The sequence below is a fragment of the Finegoldia sp. BIOML-A4 genome (assembly GCF_009679635.1).
Classification (GTDB): domain Bacteria; phylum Bacillota; class Clostridia; order Tissierellales; family Peptoniphilaceae; genus Finegoldia; species Finegoldia magna.
Genome location: NZ_WKZC01000002.1, coordinates 37,197 through 60,091, shown reverse-complemented (window position 1 = coordinate 60,091; position 22,895 = coordinate 37,197). Strand labels below are relative to the sequence as shown.

The window sequence follows — 22,895 nt, the reverse complement described above, 5'->3', positions numbered from 1 at the left end:
ATGCTGGGAGGTACAATTGTCAGTAACAATAGATAAGATAAGATTAATAAACTTTAAGAGTTTTGAGGATTATACAATATGTCCAAATGAAAGAGTTAATATATTAGTGGGTGATAATGAAGTAGGAAAAAGCTCGGTACTGGAAGCTATTGAGCTTGCTGCATCAGGAAGTATTAAAAGAGTTGAAAATATAGGATTGGATAAATTAATAAACATTGATGCTATTAATAAATTTCAGAATTCTAGAAGATATGAAAATTTGCCAGAAATGAAGGTTGAGTTGTACTTAAAAGGTGAATTTGATCATACTATGAATGGTAATAATAATTCGTTAGGAATTGTTACAGATGGAATTAGACTGGTTTGCTCTCCAAATGATGAATATGGGAAAGAAATAAACGAATTTCTATCAGAAGAAACATCGGTTTTTCCTTATGAGTATTATCAAATAAGATTTTCTACTTTTTCAGATGAAACTTTTAGTGGGTATAAGAAAAAACTTAGAACTGTGTTTATAGACAGCGGCAATATGAATTCTGAATATAAAACAAATTATTTTGTACAAAAAATGTATCAACAATATACAGAAGGAAACGAACTTGAAAGAATAAATCACAAAAGTAAATATAGACAAATGAAATCAAAATTTTGTGAAGATAATCTTAAGGAGTTAAACGAAAGGCTCCCAACAGACAAAAATTATCAGTTTGCCTTACAAAATAGTTTTTCAAATGTATTTAGTGATGAACTTATGATATACGAAAATTCAATTGCATTAAATAATAGAGGAACTGGGCTACAAGTTTTAATAAAAACTGACTTTGCATTAGAAAAATCAGGTGAAAATGTGGACATTATATTATTTGAAGAACCTGAAAACCATTTAAGTTATACTAATTTAAAAAGATTAATTGCAAATATTGAACAGCATCAGAATGGTCAAATTTTTATTGCGACACATAGTAGTCTTATAAGTACTGGGCTTGAATTGTATAATTTGATTATATTATCTAAACAAAAAAGTAATGTTCCTCTTTATTTAAAATCTCTAAATAAAGAAACCTCTGATTATTTTTTAAAAGCACCACCAGCTGGAATTTTAGAATTTATATTATCTGAAAAATTGATTTTAGTGGAAGGGCCCTCAGAGTTTATACTTTTTAATGAGTTTTATATGGATGTGACTAAAAAAAGCCTTAGTTATGAAGGCGTTCATGTTTTAGCCATTAGGGGTTTAAGTTTTAAAAGGTATTTGGATATAGCGAAAATAACGGGCTCTAAGGTTGCGGTAATAACCGATAATGATTCGAATTATCAAGAAAAATGTATCAATAAATATAAGGATTATAATTTTGAAAATATAAAAATTTTTTTTGAAGAAGATAATGAGAAACCAACTTTTGAATATTATTTATATGAAAAGAATAAGCAGGTTTGTGAATCTGAGTTTGGTAAAGAGGCACTACAGTATATGTTAAAAAATAAAACTACTTCAGCTCTTAGACTAGCTGAGATTGGTGATTTAGAAGCGCCTGAATATATAGAAAGAGCAATAAATTGGATAAACGAGTAATTTTTGCAGTAGCAGGTTCTGGTAAAACTAGCTATATTATTGATAATTTATCTTTGGATAAGAAAAGTTTAATTATAACTTACACAACAAATAATTTTTCTAATATTAAGAAGAAAATATTGGAAAAATTTAATGGAGAGTTCCCTAGCAATATTAGTTTAATGACATATTTTAATTTTTTATATTCCTTTTGTTATAAACCATTTTTAGCTGACAAGGTAAGAGCTAAAGGTATAATTTTTGAAAGCAATAAATTAAGAAGCATAAAGAAAACGGATTTAAAGTATTATCTTACGTCATCAGGATATTTTTTTAGTAATAGATTGGCTATGAGTTTCGAATACTTTGATATTATTGATGACATAAAAAAAAGAATAGAAAAATATTTTGATGAATTACTTATTGATGAAATTCAGGATATTTCAGGTAGAGACTTTAATTTCCTTTTAAAAATTATGGAGTCGCATGTAAAGATACTTTTTGTTGGTGATTTTTTTCAACATACCTATGATACAAGTAGAGATGGACCTGTGAATAAAAACTTGTTTGAGGATTACAATCGTTATAAAGATAAGTTCGTATCAAATGGATTTATTGTTGATGATAATACTTTTGATAAGAGCTGGCGATGTAATAATAAAACTTGTGAATTTATCAGAGATAATTTAGATATAGAAATATATTCGCATCATATTAGTGACGATAATTCTAGGTTTCAATATATCGATAATGAGAATGAAATAAAGGAAATTTTTAAGGACGAAAATATTATTAAATTACATTATAGTAATTCGAAAAAATATGGATATACTCATAAAAATTGGGGAGATGTAAAAGGAGAGGATTGCTATAAAGATATTTGCATAATATTGAATGGAAAAACAGAGAAATTATTCTTAGATAACACGCTAGACAAATTACCTGCATCTACTAAGAATAAATTATATGTTGCATTGACAAGATCTAGAAGGAATACATTTTTGATAAGTTATAAAAATTTAAAGTATATTGAGAAGTAAGAATATTATCCTCCGGTACTGGTACTGGAACGGGACTAAAAATTTGAAAATGTCCTATAATTAGGTGGATTTAGTGATTCAAGAAAAATTATAATGTATTATTTTAAATGGTTTTGTAAAAATCGGAAATTTGAAAAGTAAGAACTGCAAAAGATATACTTTGCTTTATGTATTTACTTAATGACATGCATGTAATCGCACATCTTGGTAATATTATAGAAGAATTGAACAAATGGTGTGATGAAATAAAGAATGAGTATTTTTTATAAAATTCTGGAACTGGAACTGGGACTGGGAAAATTTTTCAAAAACACACTTAAATGGAATGAATTTTCAATCACGAGATAAACTAAAAACCTGTATTTTGGATGTTTTTGAATACAGCGAACATTATAAAAAGAAAAGAGGTAGTAGGACCAGTAAATAGAAGAAAGTTAGTGAAAAATTATCACTAGTATTTTTATAAAATTTATGGAAATGAAGAGAATAAGGAGGATAAAGTTTGAATGTGTATGAACCTTGTGAATGTATGATTTGTAAAAATAATAAAAATTTTGATATGCCTGAAGAGATTATTGAGTCCGTTTTGAAAAACAATTTAGTTCTTTTTTGTGGTGCAGGTATAAGCACAGAGTCAAAATCTGCTTTCCCTGAATCATTTTACAAAAGTGTTTTACGTGAGATAGAAGATAAGACAAATAAGAAAGTTGATTTAGACACCAGTTTTTCTAGGCTAATGAGTTTATATATTGATACATTTCCCAATGGTCGTAGGAAATTGCTAAATAAAATCAAAGAAAAATTTGATTTCATAGATTCTTTCCCTCAGTTATTAAATGCAGCTACTAGTTTTCATAGAGAAGTTGCTGCAAATCCTTTCATTGAAACGATAATTACAACAAATTGGGATACATATTTTGAAGATTATTGTGATTGTACTCCCGTAATTAATGATACTGATGTTACTTTGTGGAATGTGTTTAAAAAAAGAGTATTTAAAATACATGGATCGATTAATAATGTTGGGTCAATAGTAGCTACCGAAAAGGATTATGAGGAATCATATAGTAGACTTTCTAGCGAATTAATAGGAGATAGGCTAAAAACTATTCTGGCAAGTAGTACTGTTGTCTTTATTGGTTTTTCCTTCGGAGATGAGGATCTTAATAGATTGTTAGATATATTATCCGAGAAGATGGGGGATTTTAGCAATCAATTTTATTTAGTCACAATTCATGAAAAATGGAAAGTAAATGTAGACTCAAGAGTAATCCCAATTATTACTGATGGAACATATTTTATTCACCAATTAAACAATATATTAATAGCAGAAGGGCGACTTGTTTCAAGTGATATTTATGATTATGCAGAAGAACTTTTGTGTTTCATTAAAAAAGAGCATATAAAGCTTTTTGAATCAAATACTTATCGAAACGAGATTAAAGATTTTCCTGAATTACTATTATCAATAGCTTATCAAGATGCATTTATACATGCTTTAGAGAGGTGTGTTGCGCATAGAAGTAATGGAGAATATTTGATTCCTGGTTACTTTCAGCCTAAAATTCAATCATACGAGAGTTATTATGAAAAGCGTATATCAGAAGAAAATTACGATCAAGCGTTCTACAATCTGGGATATTGTGATGGTTTGCTCTCGCTATTATTATTTGTTAACAATCCGGAAGAATCAAATATACCTCCATTATTTATATATGAAGAGAACTACTTTGAAACAAAAGATGATCTGTTTAAATATATATCAGAAAATAGAAATAAAAAACACTTTGAATATTGTTTAGGAAAAGTACAAAACATGAATGATTTAGTTCCTCATTTTATGCCTTGGTTTATTTAGTTGAAAGTTATTTCAGTTATTCTATTCATACCTAAATGGTGCTGTCGGTATATTAGTGGGGTAAAAATTTTCTCCGGTACTGGGACTGGGACGGGACTAAAAATCTGAAATCGTCCTATAATTAGGTGGATTTGGTGATATTAGAAAAAATAGAATATAGTATTTTGAATGATTTGGGATATATCGTACATTAGAAAAAGAAGAATTGGGAAAATAGCTACATCAAAGGGTGACCGATGCTAAAGCATCGGTCATTTTTGGTATGAAACGAATCTTAGTCCGAAACACTAAGCGAGAAAATCGCGAGTGAAATTTCAATGACAAGGATATAAATATATAAATTCATATTGTACAAAAATCAAGTATATGATAATATAGTCCAATAATTAAAATATTTAAACAGGAGGATTGATGTATGTTGTCCAAAATTAAATTGTGGTTTTTTAATCATAAGAATTTTTTAAGGATGTCAAGATTTTTAATTTTAACAGTGTCGCTTCTTTTAGTTACCTGGATTTTTGATCATCAATATATTGCAATTAAATCTTATATTCCCAAACAACTATTGCTGTCGGTTGAAGTTTCGATAGATTTCCTTTCTAATATATCTGGAATATTTCTGACTATAAGTACTTTTTGTTTTACAATTATTGTCACTGTACTTAATAAATATAGCAGTAGCATATCACCTAGGATGCTTCAGAGTTTCATAGATAGGACCGGAGTTCTTGGTTTATATGGTATATTTGTCAGTGGTTTTTTCTATTCAGTAATCAGTATCCTATTATTGCAAGATATTGCTCCATACCAACATGTTGTCGCTGGAAGTCTTGGAATTGCTTATTCCATAATTGCGATGCTAAGTTTTATAGCTTTCTCAAGACAGGTTCTTGATAATCTAAAAGTATCAAATATAATAGAAAATATTTTTAATGACTGCGAGAAACTTATTGATAAAGAGGTAGAACTAAGAAAAAAAGCTAAGCATTATGAAGTAGATGACGAATCTACAAAGTTATCAATTGTAGCTGAGAGCTCAGGTTATTTATTTGAAATAAAAGCAGATGAGATTTTTAAAGAGCTTGATGGCATAAGAGCAGAACTTGTTATAAACAAAAGAATTGGTGAATACACAACCAAAGGAGAAAGCGTAGGGGAATTAAATATTTTTGAATGTGAGTTAGATGATAATAATAAAAAAGAATTAAAAGAAAAATTAAGTCCATTGTTTATAATTAATGCTTACAATAATAGAGAAGAAGATTATCATCGTGGAATTGTAAACTTAACGGAAATTGCGAATATGGCGCTAAGTCCTGGCACAAATGACCCAAATACTGCAATAATTTGTATAAATAAAATGTCATCATTGCTTGGGAAACTCTTATCTGCAGGCAATCATTTTATAATCATGAAAGAGGACGAAGATGTAAAAATAATTTATCAAAGTTATTCTGTGGAGGATGAACTATATCTTGGTTTCAGCCAGATAATTTCCTATTCAGCAGGTGATCCTTTGGTTACCAAAGCAATTTTAGAAGGAATTTTTATCATATACACAATGGCTGATATAGGTGCTAAAAAAAGCATAAAAGAATTTTTTGATGATAGTTATGAAATTTTAATAGAAAATTTTACTCACGAAATTCATTTGGATATTTTTAAAAGAATAAGAAACAAAATGGAAGAGCACGTAAGCTTATAGGAAAATACATCTGAATCGATTCAGAATAAAATGGAAAATGTGGTCATTTGATTGTAAATGTTAACCGAAAATTGATCTACATATAGTAGAAAGTTGACCACATTCGTCCTTTCCCATAAGGTAAAGGCGTTTACATACATTTAATAAATTATTTGACCACTCCATTGCATCTTCCATCCTATAACTTTATTCCCTGGACATATCCACAAAATGTGCTCTAAGAGTAAGTCTACCTTTTATAGCTTCAGTTAGCATAGGATAGTTCCTGCAATGCAGGTGTGATCCTAATTTTTATAATGTTAAAGAGGATTGATTAATTTCCAAATACAGGGATGATGTTACAAACAATAACTAATAAACATAAATGGATTTACTATACACTATAGTAAGAGTTGAGAGCATTTAATTCCAACATATATTAAAAGAACGGAGTAAAATGTGAAATTATTAGAATACAATGCACAATATATTAGATTAACAGATATAAAGGGAAATAGCTATGATGGGTATGCACACTATTGCGCAAAATATGACTATGAAGTCGAAGAAGATGGTTTAGAGATGAGAGTTAATGGAGATATTTGGGTTTTTTATGAATCAGACATCAAATCGATAGAAATATTAGACTAATTAAGCACACTAATTGATTTATACAGTTAGATCTTAGCTGTGCTTTTTTTGTACTCTTAAGTGTGTTGAGCGAATGATGTCAGAGAAAAAAACCACAACTTATGTAGATGTAAGATATTAGATTTAGATTCAAGCAAAATAAAATCTCATTAAAAAAATATAAATATGTAAGGAGGAATTTTTGCATAATATTTTTTAAATTGTTAGGAATTTTGATTTTTGGGTATATATATTTTAATAATATAAGAGAAACGTTGCGGTCATTTTGCAAACGATATTATAAATATTGTTTGGCAAATTTACTTATCAATTTGCGTATTAAACTATGCAATAAAAATGCAAATGTTTTCTTATAAATAATAGGAGGCACAATTATGAAATCTTATCCAACAAACAAAATCAGAAATCTTAGCTTGGTTGGACATAGCGGAAGTGGAAAAACTCAACTCACTGAAGCATGCCTATACTTAACCAATGTGATTAACAGAGTAGGAAAAGTTGAGGACAAAAACACAGTTTCTGACTATTCTAAGCAAGAAATGAAGAGGGGTATTTCTATATCCAGCTCTGTTATTCCAATCGAACATAACGACATAAAAATCAATTTCATAGACACTCCGGGCTATTTTGATTTCGAAAGAGAAGTGTATCAATCACTAAGAGCATCTGAAGCTGCGCTTATTGTTATTGATGCTGTTAATGGTATAGAAGTAGGGACAGAAAAAGTTCTTCGCTACACTCAATCAATAGATCTTCCAAGAATTATTTTCGTAAATAAAATGGAAAAAGAAAATGCTAATTTTAACAAATGCGTTAGTGATTTGCACGTCGAATTTGGTAATAATATTATTCCGTTCACTTTGACTCTTGGAGAAGGCGAAGACTTTAAGGGAGTTATCGATGTTATCGACAAAAAGGCATACGAATATAATGGTTTTGAATTCAAGGAAGTTCCTATTCCGGAAGATAGAGTGGACGAAGTTAATGTCGTATTCGATGAAATTTGTGAAGTTGTCGCTCAAACAGACGACGAATTGATGGAAAAATATTTCAACGGAGAAGAATTTACACACGAAGAATTCAAAAAAGCTTTGGTATCAGCTTTACTTGAAGGTAGCTGTGTGCCACTTATTGCAGGAAGTGCGCTTACAGGAGTAGGTGTTGATGTTTTATTAGAAATTATCGAAAAATACATGCCAACACCAGATGATGAAAGAGCAAAATACGGATTCAGACATGCTGACGACAAGCAACGTAAATTCTCAGTTGACGAGCCAATGAGTGCAGTTGTATTTAAGACAATTGTGGATCCTTTTGTTGGAAAGATTTCAATTTTCAAGGTTATATCAGGTAAAATAACCAAAGATACTTTAATATATAATTCAAGCAAGGAAGTTGACGAAAAAATTGGTGATTTGTTCTTCTTACGTGGCAAGGAACAAATAAAAACCGATGAAGTTCACGCAGGTGACATCGGTGCAATTAGCAAATTGGTTGAAACAGAAACAGGAGATACTATTTCTGATAAAAATGATCCAACTGTTTACAAACGTTTGAAATTAAAACCTGCGACATTATTCTTTGCAATTCAACCAAAATCAAAATCAGATGATGACAAGATTTCAACAGCATTAACTAAATTGCAAACTGAAGATTTGTCATTTGTATCTGAAAGAAATAATGAAACTAAGCAATTATTAATTGGTGGACGAGGCAATGTTCAACTTCAAGTAATGATGGACAGATTAAAAGATGAATACCAAGTAGAAACGGAAGTTGTTCCATTGAGAATTGCATATCGTGAAACTATCAAATCAAAATCAGACGTCGAAGGAAAACACAAGAAACAATCTGGTGGTGCTGGACAATTTGCGGATGTATTTATTAGATTTGAACCATTGACAGATTCTGAAGAAAACTTCGTATTTGAAGAAGAAGTATTCGGTGGAGCTGTTCCTAAGAATTTCTTCCCAGCAGTTGAAAAAGGCTTGGAAGAATCTTTGGAAAAGGGACCTTTGGCAGGATATCCTGTAGTTGGTGTCAAGGCGATACTTTACGATGGAAAATATCACCCAGTAGATTCAAATGAAATGGCATTCAAGATCGCAGCTCAAATCGCATTTAAAAAAGGAATTGAAGAAGCGAAACCAATTTTATTAGAACCTATTATGAAAGTTACAATCAAAATCCCTGAAGAATACATGGGAGATGTAATGGGAGATATGAACAAACGCCGTGGTAAAATTTTGGGAATGGAATCTGACGAAGATGGTAACCAAGTAGTAATCGCAGAAGCTCCACACAAAGAATTATTCGAATATTCAATAGATTTGAGATCAATGACTCAAGCAAGGGGAGAATTTGAAATGGAATTTGTGAGATATGAAGAAGTTCCTTCTAATGTTACAGAAGAAATAATTAAAGAACAATAAAATTAGAGATGCCCTTATCGTTTGATAGGGGCATTTTTTCGTGACAAAAAGCTTGCTGACGTAAGAGCAAAGTTTGTGCTAAGAAATTTCGTCAGATGGGAAGGACTTGCTGGGATAAGAGCAAACATCTCGCTATCGAATATCTCGCTTGCGAAAATAAATAAATTCTAAGCTCGTTAGCCTAAAATTGTGAACTCGTGCTGCGCACTCAAACAGCACAATTTTTTAACGGCTAACTTCACTTGAATTTATGATTATTTTCTCCATAGGATATTCTTAAGCTTCGATTGTTTGCTGGAGTGCTGAGAAAATTCGCTTAGAAAATCCGTATTGTCAGATTCTGGTAGAGTAGACGGGACTAGATTACGTAGAAGTATTCTTCCTTGAAGTTTTTGTGGAGTGAGAAGTGGTTTTTGTTGTAATCAAGTAGTCCTTCTTTTTTCATTTCCATTAGTTCCTTAGATAGTGCACTTCTGTCGACGTTTAGGTAATCTGCTAGTTCTTGTCTATTAAATGGTATTTCGAATTCGTTGGTTTCTTTTTTTAGGGCGACAGAGCTTAGATAGACGGTTAGTTTTTGGCGGATTTTTTTGAAGGAGGATTGGCAAAGTTTTTGTGATAGTGAATAATTGTCGTTCGATAATATCACGAGAAGATTTTTGATTAATTTGTCGTTGTAGTTGTTGTGATTTGCGAAAATTTCGTTTGTTTTTATGAACAGGATTTCACAGTCTTCACTTGCAACTACATCTATGATTAATTTTTCGCCACTGATTGCGTATGATTCTGCGATTATTTGGAATTTGTTTCTGTTTGAAAGTATCATTCTACTTCCCCAATAATTTGTGATTTCTAATCTAACTTTTCCTTTGAGTATTAACCCGAATGTGTCTGTTGTGTTTCCAGATTTGTATATGTATTGGTGTTTTTTATAGGATTTTTGGTAAATAAAATTTGAGTTTAATAGTTGTTCGATTTCTTGTTTTGAGAAGTTTTTAAATAATTCTGATTTTAATATTTCCATTTCTACCTCTTATGTTGTTTTAACAACGTACTTTTTCATTAAATTATATTAAACTATAGACATAAAATCAAATGTTGTTTATTATATATGGAAACAAAGGAGAGAAAAATGAAAAATATTTTAGATACTATTGGAAATACAAGACTTGTTAGATTGAAAAACATAGGAAATGGAAATATTTATGTTAAGGTTGAAAAGGAAAATGCAACTGGTTCAATCAAAGACAGAGCAGCTCTTGAAATGATTAGAGGTGCGATTGATGATGGTTCATTAAAACCAGGCATGAAGATTGTTGAGCCAACAAGTGGGAACACGGGAATTGCGATTGCAATGATTGGTAAAACTTTGGGATACGAAGTTACAATTGTTATGCCAGAATCAATGTCTATCGAAAGACGTAAATTGATGCAAGCTTATGGCGCTACAATTATTTTGACTGGCGAAGGTGGTATGCAAGCAGCCGTTGATAAGGCGAAGGAATTGGAAGCTACTGGCGAATATTTTATGCCAAATCAATTTGCAAATCCTTACAACACTTTGGCTCACGAAAAATACACAGGTCCTGAAATCTATTCTGAATTACCAGAGGTTAAAGGATTTATCGCTGGTGTAGGAACAGGTGGAACTGTTAGTGGTGTTGGTCATTTCTTAAAGGAAAAGAATGAAAATGTAGCTGTGTGGGCAATTGAACCAGAAGAATCAGCTTTGTTGAGCACTGGAAAAGCTGGTGGCCACAAAATCCAAGGAATTGGAGCAAACTTTGTTCCAGAAATTTTAGATAGGGATATGTTAGACGAAGTTATCACTGTAAAGGGTGATGATGCTTTGGATATGGCAAGAAGACTTGCAAAAGAAGAAGGACTTTTGGTGGGGATTTCTTCGGGCGCAAATGTATTTGGCGCATTAAAAATGTTAGAGAAAGTTGATGGTCCGATAGTTACTGTTCTTCCAGACACTGGAGAAAGGTACTTGTCGACTGAATTATTTGAAAATGAGGCTAATTAAAAGATTATCTGAATACGGTGATTTTATTTTAAAAGAAGATCCTGCATGTCGCACGAAATTTGAAGCGTTATTTATGTATCCAATCGTGAGGGCGCTGATTTATCACAGAATCGCAAATTATTTTTACAGAAAAAAGCACACAACTGTTGCGAGATTTTTCTCGCAAAGAGCGAGGAGTAAAACAGGAATTGAAATTCATCCAGGAGCGACTATCGGCAAGAATCTATTCATAGATCATGCGATGGCAGTTGTAATTGGAGAGACTGCGATTGTCGGGGACAATTGCCACTTTTATCATAACGTAACGCTTGGTGGTACTGGCAACGAAAAAGATCACCAACGTCACCCGATTGTAGGAAATAATGTTGTAATTGGAACTGGAGCGACTGTTTTGGGGCCGATTAAAATAGGAGATCGTGCGAAAATCGGTGCAGGAGCAGTTGTTTTACATGATGTTCCAAGTGATTGCACAGCAGTTGGGATGCCTGCAAAAATAATAAGACACAATTAATATTGAATTTAAATCTCTTTGGCAAATTATTTGCTGAGGAGATTTTTTATTTGTGATAAAATGGGTGTATAAGCAAGCAGGAGGAATTTTATGAAAAAGAAAATATTTGCAATTGTAATGGCGCTTTTAATGTTGTGTTCATGTAGCATTGGAAAAAGAGAAGTGTATTTGTATGGAGAAGACCACGATATAAAACCTATTTATAATGAAGAATTAAACATTTTGAGAGATTACTACAAAAAAGGTGGTAGGAATTATTTTTTGGAGGATTCTCATTATGGTGCACAATATCTTAATTTGTGGATGAAATCAGATAATGATGAGTATTTGAACAAAATGTATGATGTTATTAAAAAATACGGAAACTATGATTATGATTACGATATCGAATATTTAAAGACAATAAAAAAAGAAATGAATGATATTAAATTCTACGGTGTAGATGTGGGACATTCATACGATATTATAGGCAACGATTATCTTAAATTAGCAAAAGAAAAGGGAGACAAAGAAGATATCGAACTTACTGAAAGGGCTATAGAACAAGGCAAGAATTATTATGATAAGGCGAAAGTTGATGATTTAGAAGCTAGTGAGTACAGAGATAAAATGATGGCAGAAAATTTTATGGATACATATAACAAGACAAAAGGAGATGTTATTGGATTTTTTGGATTGGCACATATAGATGGTGTAGGTTATGTTAACGATTATATGACGAAGATTATACAAGATAAAATTAAAAATCTTCACACAGTTAATTTGTTGAAAAGTAAAAATCTCAAACCAATCTCAACAGAAAAAATAACATATAATGGAAGAGAATTTGAAGCGGATTATTATGGAATTATAAGTCACAAATACTCCCTATATCCTCACGAAAAATTATACCGAATTAAAGACAAGGAATACTTCAAAGATTTCACGACAACAGGTTACAATCAATCATTTCCGTATAATTTCAGCTTTGAAAAAGGAGACATCATATTAACCAGACAATACAACGATAAAGATCAAGAAGATGTAGTTGTAAGAGTTACAAGTGATGGAACAGAAAAACTTTTCTTAGTAGACTACATTCAACCAAAATAATTCAACTATGAACAGCGATGAACGAAAAAAGTTTGTCGCTGTTTTTGTTTTATCTGTTTGGGTATAAATATTTTAGAGGTTATTTGGACATAAATGTTAAATAAATAACCTTGTTTATCAAAAATATGAAAGGAGAATTAAATGTTAAAATTAATTAGAACACCTCAAAAATACGTTCAAGGTAAAGACGCTTTGAATGAATTTGCCAAATACGCAAAAGATTATGGAAACAGGTTTTTGTTCGTATCTTCAAAAAGAGGATTGAATGATTGTAAGGAAAAAATCGAAAAAAGTTTTGAAGGAACTGACGCTTTTAGAAAATATGAAATTTTCTCAGGGATTTCTTCTAATGGAGAAATAGAGAGAATGAGAAAAATCGTCGTCGATGAAAAAATCGATGCAGTGGTTGGAATTGGTGGAGGATCTGCTATTGATACTGCAAAGGCTACGGCATTTTATGAAAACAAACCAGTTTTGGTAGTTCCTACTGTTGTAGCGACTGATGCTCCTTGTACTGGACTTTCAGTTATTTACAATGACGATCACACATTTGACAGATATATTTTCTATCCAGATAATCCTAACATGGTAATCGTGGATACTACAATAATTGCCAACGCTCCTGTGAGATTTTTGGTTGCAGGAATGGGCGATGCTTTGGGAACTTATTACGAAGCTAGAAGTTGTAAAAAGGTTGATGCACCTTCACTTGAAAATGGTGGAATTAGCGAATCAGCAATGGCACTTTGCAAGTTGTGCAATGAAATTTTGTTTGAACATGGAGAAATTGCCAAGAAATCTGTGGATAATCATTTGTTGAATGAATCTGTAGAAAAAGTTATCGAAGCAGCAACTTATCTAAGTGGCGTTGGGGCAGACAATGGTGGACTTGCAGCGGCACATTCTATCTACAACGGATTTACTGAAATAGAAGGTGTGTCTGCAATGCACGGAGAAATCGTAGCTTTTGGTACAATCGTGCAATTGTTGATGGAATCAGCTCCAAAAGATGAATTGATGAAGGTAATGGATTTCTGCTACAAAGTTGGACTTCCAATCACTTTGAAAGATATGAATATAAAAGCTGAAAATATAATGGTAGGTTGTGAAAAAGCCTGTGTTGAAGGAGAAACTATTCACAACGTAGTTGGAGAAATCACTCCGGAAAAATTAAGAGATTTCGTATTGACAGCTGATGTATTGGGAACAAGATACTACGAAGAGCACAAATAAATTTACACATTAATAGCATATTAAAAAATCATCCTCTATTTAAAAAGAGGATGATTTTTGTGTGTCTATTTTATTTTTCTCCAAAAACCGATTTGATTGTAAAGTTCAATTCCTATTACTATTAATGCCCATGGAATTAATATTCCCATGAGAATCCATTTAATTGGGGCTGATTGAATGCTAAACATTACAATTGAGAATATTGCTATCGTCAAAAATGAAAGTCCCATCATTTTAATAACGTAGGCGAATTTGGATTGTCTGTTCATTATATCTGAAATGCTCGACCAATTTACGTACTTGTGTTTATAATCTCCTGCGACTTTGAATCTACAAAATACGAATATAGATATTAAATTCAACACAATTGCAACGATTACGAAATAGATTTTTACTCTGAAGAATAAGGAACATCCTAATATTGCAAGTGCAGATAATGCTCCCATAATTAGAGCTGAGAATTTTACTTTTTCGTTCAAATAAGTTTTCTTATTCATTGGTAGACTCATCAAATAATCGTGATTTTGTCCGTCTAATGAAACTATTATAGATTGTAGGTTCATAGGAAATAGTCCAATGAACACACTGTACATAAATGAAATGCTAAGTGCTACTGCAAGTGATTGCAAATCGGAAATATTTGTACCGAGGTCACTTCTCATATTTGACAAGTTTGCAAATGTCATTATTATTGGGAACATCACTGGGAATAAAATGCACGATGTGATAGTTGTAGCATCACTCAAAAGCATTTTGTTGTATTTGAACATTTCCTTGCCGATATTGCTTGGTTCTTTGTTAACTTTAGTTCTTCTGACAGAATTTTTACTGTTTTGAATATCGCTCATGTGTTCGTACAAGTTCTTCGATGCAAATTCTAGAATCGCTTTTCCTAAAATCACTTCAACAACTGCCAATACAGCTATGAAAATAATCGCCGATAATGGATTGTGAAGTAATCCTGAAATAGGGCCAAGTCCTGTAGTGTTTTTCATGATGTTTGAATTTTGAATAAAAATTACAAATACTATGGCAACGACTTGAATGAAAATATTAAGTCCAACCATTATTTGCGTGTTGAATTTGTACAATGCAGATGTTCTCACCAAAAGCTCCGCAACGACAATATTCAAAATTATTGTAAAAGCGAATAAAACTACGAAATTCAAAATTCCGAACAAAATTGCCAAGAATATATTGAATTTGAAATCAATGAAAAACTTTATCGACAACAACAAAATCGGACTTAGAACTGTCAACGAACTCAACATCGTTAAGAAAGTCTTGGATACGAACATTTCCTTCTGACTGATTGGGAAATAGGACATCTTCAACGAATCCTTGTTTTCATAAAACAGATTGAATACGCTGATGAAGTTTTGCAAAGTTCCCAAAATTACTAAGTAAAGCACGAACAAATCATACGCCTTAGGAGCCTTGCTGTAATCAAATATAAGTCCGAACATAAGTCCGTAAATTACAAGCATCATCACAGCAGACATTACATATTGTCTGATAATTTTCTTGTAAATACTTTTGTTCTCAGCAGGCTTGGTCTTCTGTCTGATTTGACCTGTGAGCATAGGATTTATATTCAATAAGTCGATTTTCATCAATTCTTTTAATTTAGTTTTGTTCATCTGGAACCTCATCGTGTGATTTTATCATTTCAAGATAAATTTCTTCCAAAGATTTATCCGGATGTAAATCTTTTAATTCTTGAACAGTACCCAAGAATATAAGTTTTCCTTTTTGCAAAATTCCAATTCTGTCGCAAAGTTTTTCTGCAATTTCCAAAATATGAGTTGAGAACAAAACAGTATTTCCTTTGTTGGCGTGTTCTCTCATCATTTCCTTCAAATTGTACGAGCTTTGTGGGTCAAGTCCAGTCAACGGTTCGTCCAATACCCACACATCTGGATCAGATAACAGAGCAGCTATTACGAAAACTTTTTGTCTCATACCATGTGAAAAAGATTCGATAGGTTGGAAGAATTCTGTCAAATCAAATTTTTCGGAAAGCATCTTGCAAGTAGCATTGAATTTGTTTTCTTCAACTTCATAAATCGTTCCTACAAATCTCCAAAATTCGTAAGGAGTCATCTTCAGAAACATATCTGGACTGTCAGATACATATCCGATTTTTTTCTTAGCTTCCATTGGATTATCTTTTACATCAATATCGTCAACTTTGATAGTCCCTTCTTCAGGTTTTATAACACCAACTAAGGATTTTATCGTAGTTGATTTACCGGCTCCGTTATGTCCAATAAGACCGAAGATTTCGCCGCTATTAATTGTAAGATTCAAATTATCCAAAGCGATTTTCTTGTCATATTTTTTTGTCACATTCTCAAAAGTAATCATACATACCTCCTCTTGTATCATACTGTATCATAATCGTAGCACACTATAGATATCATGTCAAATAAAAAAGAATTAGCTATTGCTAATTCTAATACGTAAGCAAACCCTCATACACGAATATCTGGACTACAAAAATTGTTGATTTCTAAATCTCAAAATCCTAAAATCGAAAACTCACTTACGTTCAAACAGTTCGATTTTTACGGATTTTTTCGAATTGAAATCAAAGCAATTTTCTCCGTATGATATTCTTAGCATGAGGGTTTGTTACTTTGACTATGAGTTAAATAAATCTAGCCAATTCTTTCTATAACTGATTTTAAATGGTTGAACCTTCTGATAAGCTCATCCTTTTCAAATTCTTTCGGTTGCATGTATTCAGTGACTTCGTTGATAGTTTCATAAAGTTCATCATCGTCATTTTCTTTGTACAATTGGATAGCTTGTGACCTAAGAGCTGCAAGTTCCTTGTAAATCATCATCACTTCGTGTTCTTCCTTATTTTCCAAAAGAAGTTGTTTAAGTGGCCAATTGATATTGTGCTCAGTTGTCACGCATTTGTTCGGAATGTATACATTCTCACGTTGCATATCCTTCAAAAATCTATTCAAAATTTGGTTGTTGAACTTATTGATCATTAGAAAATTAATATCCACACCTTTTTCAGCACACTCAATTTTCTCTCCATCTTCTTCTTTTAAAAGCACAGATATTTTAGTGCACAAATCAGAATCGTCACATTCAATTATTTCAAAATCGTGTTTCTCAGATTCAATCTTCAAAAATTCTTTAATATTTTCAGGCATATTGTAAATTAAAATCGATCTAGCCATAAAACCTCCTTAAATATTCATATCTTCCCAATCAAAATCATCACTCAAAGGCTTTTCATCATAAAAGTCCTTGAACAAATCCTTAGTGTCTTCGACACTCACATCATCGACACACTTCACCAAACTATCGGTGATATCCTTCATATATTCAATATGATAATCACATTCATCTGCTGCAGGAATAAAAGTCGCTTGAATGAAACTTTTACCCACAAATTCCAAAGAGAAAAAGTAAGTCTTCTTACCAGATCTCACTTCCTTGTAATTTCTAAGCGCATCCTCTGAAATCTTGTCTATCTCATCTATAACCTTATCAAAAGAGGGAGAGTCAAATGTTTTTTCTGAAGTTTTTAAAATCAATTTACTCTTTTGTTCCAAAAACTCATCAGTTCCTTTAAAAACTCCTTTTTTCAAAAACTCAAGCATAAAAACCTCCTTAAATTAGTATTGCAAATTACATTGTAAAAATTAACCATTTATTCTGTCATACATTAATGATACCACAAATCAAATAAATTACGGTAATTAAATCAAAAAACACAATATCGTTCAATGCAATATTACGATATTGTATATTACGATGTTGAATTTAAAATATCAATATAATAATGAGTTAAAAAGTTTTGAAATAGTTTAGTAAATTTTTGAAACAAAAAAAGCGACAAGTTCGTCGCTTAAAATTTGTATTCAAATAATTCTTCATCGATTTGCTTAAAGCCTACAGCTTCAAACATTTTTCTGCTTTGGTGGTTAAAATCGTAGATGCTTGCCGTGACAGATTTTAATCCATTTTCTCTTGCTAATTCCAAAATCTTTTTGACACAATTTCTACCGATGTGTTTGTTTTGAAATTCTTTGCACACAACTATCGTTATTTCATTGTCATCAGTCAAGGAAATATCTCCAACTAATTCGTTATTGTATTCAATGTAGTACAAATTTCCATGAGTATTCAAATAATTGTACATTTTTTGAAGCCTATCAACATCGTATACGAAATCAATGTTATCGACTTGTTTACATACATCCTTATCTGCATACCATTTCAAAGTAGTATCGTAATTTTCGAAATAGGGAACAAGTTTGATGTCTTCATTTACTATTATAGTGTCCATAGGAAATTCTCTAATTATTTTATATTGTGTTTTTCCATTTTTTCCTTAAAAATATCTGTAATGATTTTTTGCAATTCGTCACGTTCTTTTTCAGGAAGTTCGCCTTCTCTTTTTGCTACAGCGAAAAGTTCAGGATATTGGTTGGCAATTCTTTCGATTGTTTTTGTTGTTGAATGTTTTCTTACAAAAAATGGAATTTTCTTAATCCATTCATCTGGCATTAATGCTAATATTTTATCGGAGGCTTCTTTGTCGCTGATTTCTGCTGAAGATAGTCCTTCGTTGATTTCTGATTGTTCTTTTTCTGTAAAATCTTCTAATTTCATAATATCATCCTTTGTGTATTTTATGATTTCTTATACTTACATTATAACACTAATACTGTTAACAATTAAAAATGAAAATCATTTTTAATAAAAACTTTAATTAATAACAAAAAAAGCTTTTAAGATTACAAAACCCTAAAAGTTTTTTTGTTTATTTGAGTTGTAAACCATCTTTGTAAGCATTGCCTACTCTTCCAGCTACTTTGTAGTAACCAAGAGTATATGGGTCAAAAGCTATGGCTTCCAATGAATCAACGTTAACTTTATCACCGTTGAAATGTTCTTCATCTACTGATGTTCTGATTACTTTTCCAATGACCCCAATTCCACTATTATCTTTTTGGTATTCTATGAATTCACATTCGATAGCAACTGGAAAATCGTTGATTATTGGAGCATCTACAAGTTTTGACTTTTCGTATGTTAATCCTGATTTTTTGAACTTGTCTTTCTCAGTATTTCCGCTAACGACTCCGAAATAGTCAGCTTCAACAACATGTTTTGCATCTGCCACATGCACTACGAATCCTTTACGTGCTTTGATATTTTCAACAGTTTTATGAGTTTCTGACAAATTCAACGCTACTGTGTCTCTGTTGAGCATAGTTCCCCATGCAGCATTCATTACATCTACAGTATCATCTTCGTTAAAAGTCGCCACCATTAAAACTGGCATAGGGAATATAGAATAAGTTGTTTCAATTTCTTTTTTCATCGTTTCCTCCTATTTATTTTGTGATATTTATTAATTCATCTCACAAGAAAATTATAACGCTAATAGTATTATTTATCAAAATCCAAATTAATTCTTAATTAATGAGTTTACAATATCACCGTGTCTTTTTTCATCGTTTTTGACACTTTCTATTTCTGGGAATTTTTCAGCAACTGGTGCATAGGTATTAGCTGCATTGTATTCACCGTTTGCAATTAGTTTATATAATTTTTTCTTTCCTATTATCTTATAAAGCAAAGGAATAATTATCGCCTTGGTTTTTTTAGGTTTCAGATTTTCTTTTGTAAGATTGTGGAATACCGATGCATGATGACCTTCTTCTGCAGCAAGCTTACGAAAAGTTTCTTGGTCATTTGCATCCTTTACAGTATCTGCAAGTGCACGATACATTAACACAACATCCAATTCACCTTGTTGAGATTTCAATAGTATTTTCATATCTTTTTGTGTTATATTCATTTTTTTCTCCTTTTTTAGATTCAATTAGTTCCCTTAAATTCATAGAATAAATTTTTAACTAATTTACTTTTATCACAAATACTCAGTGGAAATAATTCCATTTATGTATTTAAAGGCAATTGATTCATTGATTGTAAATTTTTTGTTCTTGTTTGGCAATACATTTTAAATGTATTAGATTTTAATCGAACTATTTAACCAGTTATAATTGACTATACGTAAATTTTTTACTATAATATATATAAGGAACAAGCCCTTGCCATACGTGGCAGGGCATTTTTTGTGAGGTGGATACATGAGCAAGCCATTTAAAACTTATGATGAGCAAATTGAAATTCTTTCTTCAAGAGGTCTAAATATTGATAATCCAGATAATGCTAAAATTATTTTATCACAATTGAATTACTATAATTTGATTAATGGATATAAAACTCCATTTTTGGACCTTAAGGTTTCAACTGAAGATGAGGATAAATATAAGGATGGTAGTAGTTTTCAAGAAATTTTTTACCTGCACGAAATGGATCGTGAATTGAAGGAAGTAGTTTTTTCTTCATTACTTCGTTTTGAAAAGCTTTTAAAAACTTCATGTGCGTATCATTTTTCGGATATACATAGAGATGGATTGTATCCTTACCTACAAATCGAAAATTATTCAAACTCAAAACACCAATTAAATTATGTATTAAAAACAATAGCAAATTTGTCCAATACTATAAGTAGAGAGAATAAGAATTTAAACGGTAAGAAACCGATTAAACATTATATAAAAAAACATGACAGTATACCTCTTTGGGTACTTGTAAACTTCCTTACTTTAGGAAATATATCTTATTTCTACAACTCTCTTGATGAGTCACTTCAAAATATGATTGCTAGAGATTTTGGTGAAAGATACAAGGAAAGCTATAAATCCAAAGAAAAAATTAGTAAGACAGAACTTACAGAAATAATTAAAATCTGCAATTTTTTTAGAAATGTTTGTGCTCACGATGAAGTAATGTATTCTTTCTCTTTGAGTAAAATGGGGCAAACAGCTGTTTTTGAAAAGTTTTTTGATGAGAAATATACAGGAAAAAATTTGCATGACTTAATTTTAGTTCTTAAACTAGTAATTCCTAAAGAAGAATACGAGTATTTAGTGGCAGCATTAGCAAATATTAAAAGCAAATACAGGAGAAAATTTAAAAGTATATCTGTTGATTATTTTTTTAAAATTTCAGGATTTAGCGATAATAGTTTGAAATAAAAAATATAGTATTTGATGATGATAATTTCATTCATGGATTTGGCATTTAATATTAACTAGAGTTCTACTATACAAAAACCCGACAATTATCAATTGTGATAAAGCCGGGTTTTAAATTTAAATATAAATTTTTTTGGCTTAATGAACGGGCTCACCATAAAGAAACCCTTCTTCTTTAAGAATAACATTCATTTCTTCAGCTGTTAATCCATATTCTTTTCCCGTCGCCTTCTCGCTGATAAACTCATGCGGATCTTTCCTTACTCCGCCTTATCCATCGGTAAGTAGTAAATTTTGCCGTCTTTAGAAATAAGTTGCACATCATCGGCATAAAGATCAGAAGTATCCTGCGAATGTACAATAGATTTTACTGAAGCTTGATCCGTTATCATTTCTACAGTTCTTTCATCTATCGCCTTAAATTTGAGGTCATCATTGAATAATCCGGGAATAAAATGAATGACGCCATCGAATCCAACTCTTTTACGCTTGATCTCGTCTGTATCAATGCCTAAGCGATTTACGGATGTCTGATGCCGCCCAGTCAATAATGCTTGAGTATCTTCCACCTGCTTTGTGTATGTCGGCAAAAGCGCTGCGCACTGCTCTCTTGAGACAGCCCCCAAATGAAGCGTATACCTCAAGTCGGAAATCTTATACAGCACATCAAGTAATGCTTTTTGGTATGTATACCGGCTTTGCGCTTCTTTTAATTTCTTTTCATAAGATGCATAATCCAGATCATTTTTCTTTGCAAAACCCGCCAAAGTTAAATTAACCTGACCAAGTAACTGAGTACATTCTTCTTCCAGATTATCGAGCTGAGTAATCTTTGATAGTCTCAATTCATCATTCTCAAGGATCTCTACCTGAAAGTCAGCAATTTTCTTAATATGAGCAACGAGTGAAAAAATACGACCTCGGAATTCGTTATCTTGGAAATCAGATATTTTTGAAATTCCATCACTGATTTCTCCAAGCTCTGCATTTATCTGCGTCATGTAATACTGCCCGACAACCATTGATGCCACTCCCATAGCTGCCGCCGCAGTATTTGCTGCAACAGCCGTTCCATTTTGAGCTTGAACCGCTACAAGGTTTGCATGACCCTTGATTCCATCAGCACCACGATAGAATCCGCGAACCGCTCCTTTCATAGCCTTAGAATTGGTAAGTTTAGCACCGGCCGGGATTATAGCGCGGTACAAAACCTCGCTTCCCGCTTTTGCGGTTTGGAATGCATTTGAACCTGATAAACCGGCCTGTAACAATCCGGGAACAAGATTATTCACACGCGCCAGAACTTTACTATCAGTTATCTCCACCAGCTTACTCTCATCGGATATTGCTTCTACAGGAAGCATTTCCATCTGAATAACAAGTTCATCAAGCTTCGGGTCTGACTGAGATAATTCAATGGTTTGCTGTGTAATTATCGCACCACTATCCTGATCGGATTTACACTCACCTTCGAGAGAATTCATTCTCTTTCTCCTATATATTAACAATGCAGCAATGGCCACCACTGCCACGATGCATATTCCAACGACTACATACTCCATTGACGAAATTCCTCCTTTTACCGTTCTATAATAGACACGTAAATTTTGCGAATAAATATATCAAGCCTTTTAAGCCCTGACATCTATCTCACAGCCACAACTTCCCCGACATCTAACTCGGCAATTCAAATCTCATACTTTTTGACCATATTTGCCTTTGGGTAAG

The 22,895-nt window shown here is 31.9% G+C and carries 21 protein-coding genes; 11 read left to right on the top strand and 10 right to left on the bottom strand.

Features of this window, described 5'->3' with window-relative positions:
• The first annotated feature begins 16 nt into the window (after positions 1-16).
• The 6 genes from GKG01_RS02670 to fusA all read left to right on the top strand — a co-directional run bounded on the left by GKG01_RS02670 (position 17) and on the right by fusA (position 9,217).
• Positions 17-1,573: a TOPRIM nucleotidyl transferase/hydrolase domain-containing protein gene (locus tag GKG01_RS02670; RefSeq protein WP_154271333.1), complete on the top strand. Its 1,557-nt coding sequence runs from the start codon at positions 17-19 to the stop codon at positions 1,571-1,573.
• Positions 1,558-2,592: a UvrD-helicase domain-containing protein gene (locus GKG01_RS02665; RefSeq protein WP_154271332.1), complete on the top strand. Its 1,035-nt coding sequence runs from the start codon at positions 1,558-1,560 to the stop codon at positions 2,590-2,592. Before GKG01_RS02670 ends, GKG01_RS02665 begins: the two co-directional genes overlap by 16 nt.
• 508 nt (positions 2,593-3,100) lie before the next feature.
• On the top strand, positions 3,101-4,450 hold the full coding sequence (locus GKG01_RS02660; protein WP_347233091.1) for an SIR2 family protein: 1,350 nt from the start codon (positions 3,101-3,103) through the stop codon (positions 4,448-4,450).
• Between the two features lie 415 nt (positions 4,451-4,865).
• Positions 4,866-6,155: a DUF2254 domain-containing protein gene (locus tag GKG01_RS02655; RefSeq protein WP_154271327.1), complete on the top strand. Its 1,290-nt coding sequence runs from the start codon at positions 4,866-4,868 to the stop codon at positions 6,153-6,155.
• Between the two features lie 438 nt (positions 6,156-6,593).
• Positions 6,594-6,785, top strand: a complete 192-nt coding sequence (locus GKG01_RS02650) for a hypothetical protein (protein WP_172975081.1) — start codon at positions 6,594-6,596, stop codon at positions 6,783-6,785.
• A 374-nt stretch (positions 6,786-7,159) separates the two neighbouring features.
• The gene (gene fusA, locus GKG01_RS02645) at positions 7,160-9,217 is read left to right on the top strand and encodes an elongation factor G (RefSeq protein WP_154271325.1); all 2,058 of its coding nucleotides are present in this window, start codon (positions 7,160-7,162) and stop codon (positions 9,215-9,217) included.
• A 358-nt stretch (positions 9,218-9,575) separates the two neighbouring features.
• Here the strand turns inward: fusA and GKG01_RS02640 are convergent, their stop codons facing one another.
• A complete protein-coding gene (locus GKG01_RS02640) occupies positions 9,576-10,241 on the bottom strand; it encodes a Crp/Fnr family transcriptional regulator (RefSeq protein WP_094206162.1) in 666 nt (221 codons plus the stop codon).
• Between the two features lie 108 nt (positions 10,242-10,349).
• On the opposite strand from GKG01_RS02640, the gene cysK reads away from it, so the two are divergent.
• The 4 genes from cysK (at position 10,350) to GKG01_RS02620 (ending at position 14,082) form a co-directional block, all read left to right on the top strand.
• Entirely contained in the window at positions 10,350-11,246 is an 897-nt protein-coding gene (cysK, locus tag GKG01_RS02635) for a cysteine synthase A (protein WP_154271323.1), read from the top strand.
• Entirely contained in the window at positions 11,233-11,757 is a 525-nt protein-coding gene (epsC, locus tag GKG01_RS02630; RefSeq protein ID WP_154271321.1) for a serine O-acetyltransferase EpsC, read from the top strand. Before cysK ends, epsC begins: the two co-directional genes overlap by 14 nt.
• A gap of 90 nt (positions 11,758-11,847) precedes the next feature.
• A complete protein-coding gene (locus GKG01_RS02625) occupies positions 11,848-12,849 on the top strand; it encodes a hypothetical protein (RefSeq protein ID WP_154271319.1) in 1,002 nt (333 codons plus the stop codon).
• Positions 12,850-12,990: 141 nt separating this feature from the next.
• Positions 12,991-14,082, top strand: a complete 1,092-nt coding sequence (locus tag GKG01_RS02620; protein ID WP_154271317.1) for a glycerol dehydrogenase — start codon at positions 12,991-12,993, stop codon at positions 14,080-14,082.
• A gap of 65 nt (positions 14,083-14,147) precedes the next feature.
• Here the strand turns inward: GKG01_RS02620 and GKG01_RS02615 are convergent, their stop codons facing one another.
• The 8 genes from GKG01_RS02615 to GKG01_RS02580 all read right to left on the bottom strand — a co-directional run bounded on the left by GKG01_RS02615 (position 14,148) and on the right by GKG01_RS02580 (position 19,918).
• A complete protein-coding gene (locus tag GKG01_RS02615; protein WP_154271315.1) occupies positions 14,148-15,722 on the bottom strand; it encodes an antibiotic ABC transporter permease in 1,575 nt (524 codons plus the stop codon).
• Positions 15,709-16,449 carry an ABC transporter ATP-binding protein gene (locus tag GKG01_RS02610; RefSeq protein ID WP_154271313.1) on the bottom strand — a complete coding sequence of 247 codons (741 nt, stop codon included), beginning with the start codon at positions 16,447-16,449 and terminating at the stop codon, positions 15,709-15,711. Before GKG01_RS02610 ends, GKG01_RS02615 begins: the two co-directional genes overlap by 14 nt.
• Positions 16,450-16,742: 293 nt before the next feature.
• A complete protein-coding gene (locus GKG01_RS02605) occupies positions 16,743-17,282 on the bottom strand; it encodes a DUF3783 domain-containing protein (RefSeq protein ID WP_154271312.1) in 540 nt (179 codons plus the stop codon).
• 9 nt (positions 17,283-17,291) lie between these two features.
• The gene (locus GKG01_RS02600; protein WP_154271310.1) at positions 17,292-17,708 is read right to left on the bottom strand and encodes a hypothetical protein; all 417 of its coding nucleotides are present in this window, start codon (positions 17,706-17,708) and stop codon (positions 17,292-17,294) included.
• Positions 17,709-17,956: 248 nt separating this feature from the next.
• Positions 17,957-18,397 (bottom strand): GNAT family N-acetyltransferase, encoded by a 441-nt coding sequence (locus GKG01_RS02595; protein WP_154271308.1) that lies wholly within the window; start codon positions 18,395-18,397, stop codon positions 17,957-17,959.
• Between the two features lie 14 nt (positions 18,398-18,411).
• Positions 18,412-18,723 (bottom strand): hypothetical protein, encoded by a 312-nt coding sequence (locus tag GKG01_RS02590; RefSeq protein ID WP_154271306.1) that lies wholly within the window; start codon positions 18,721-18,723, stop codon positions 18,412-18,414.
• A gap of 151 nt (positions 18,724-18,874) precedes the next feature.
• Positions 18,875-19,438 (bottom strand): flavin reductase family protein, encoded by a 564-nt coding sequence (locus tag GKG01_RS02585; RefSeq protein WP_154271305.1) that lies wholly within the window; start codon positions 19,436-19,438, stop codon positions 18,875-18,877.
• A gap of 87 nt (positions 19,439-19,525) precedes the next feature.
• Complete coding sequence (locus tag GKG01_RS02580) at positions 19,526-19,918, bottom strand: ferritin family protein (protein WP_154271303.1); 393 nt, start codon at positions 19,916-19,918, stop codon at positions 19,526-19,528.
• 295 nt (positions 19,919-20,213) lie between these two features.
• Between GKG01_RS02580 and GKG01_RS02575 the strand changes: the two genes are divergently transcribed.
• Positions 20,214-21,167, top strand: coding sequence for an Abi family protein (locus tag GKG01_RS02575; RefSeq protein ID WP_154271300.1), 954 nt, complete (start codon positions 20,214-20,216; stop codon positions 21,165-21,167).
• Between the two features lie 260 nt (positions 21,168-21,427).
• On the opposite strand, the gene GKG01_RS02570 is transcribed toward GKG01_RS02575, so the two are convergent.
• Complete coding sequence (locus tag GKG01_RS02570; RefSeq protein ID WP_154271298.1) at positions 21,428-22,729, bottom strand: hypothetical protein; 1,302 nt, start codon at positions 22,727-22,729, stop codon at positions 21,428-21,430.
• Between the last annotated feature and the right edge of the window lie 166 nt (positions 22,730-22,895).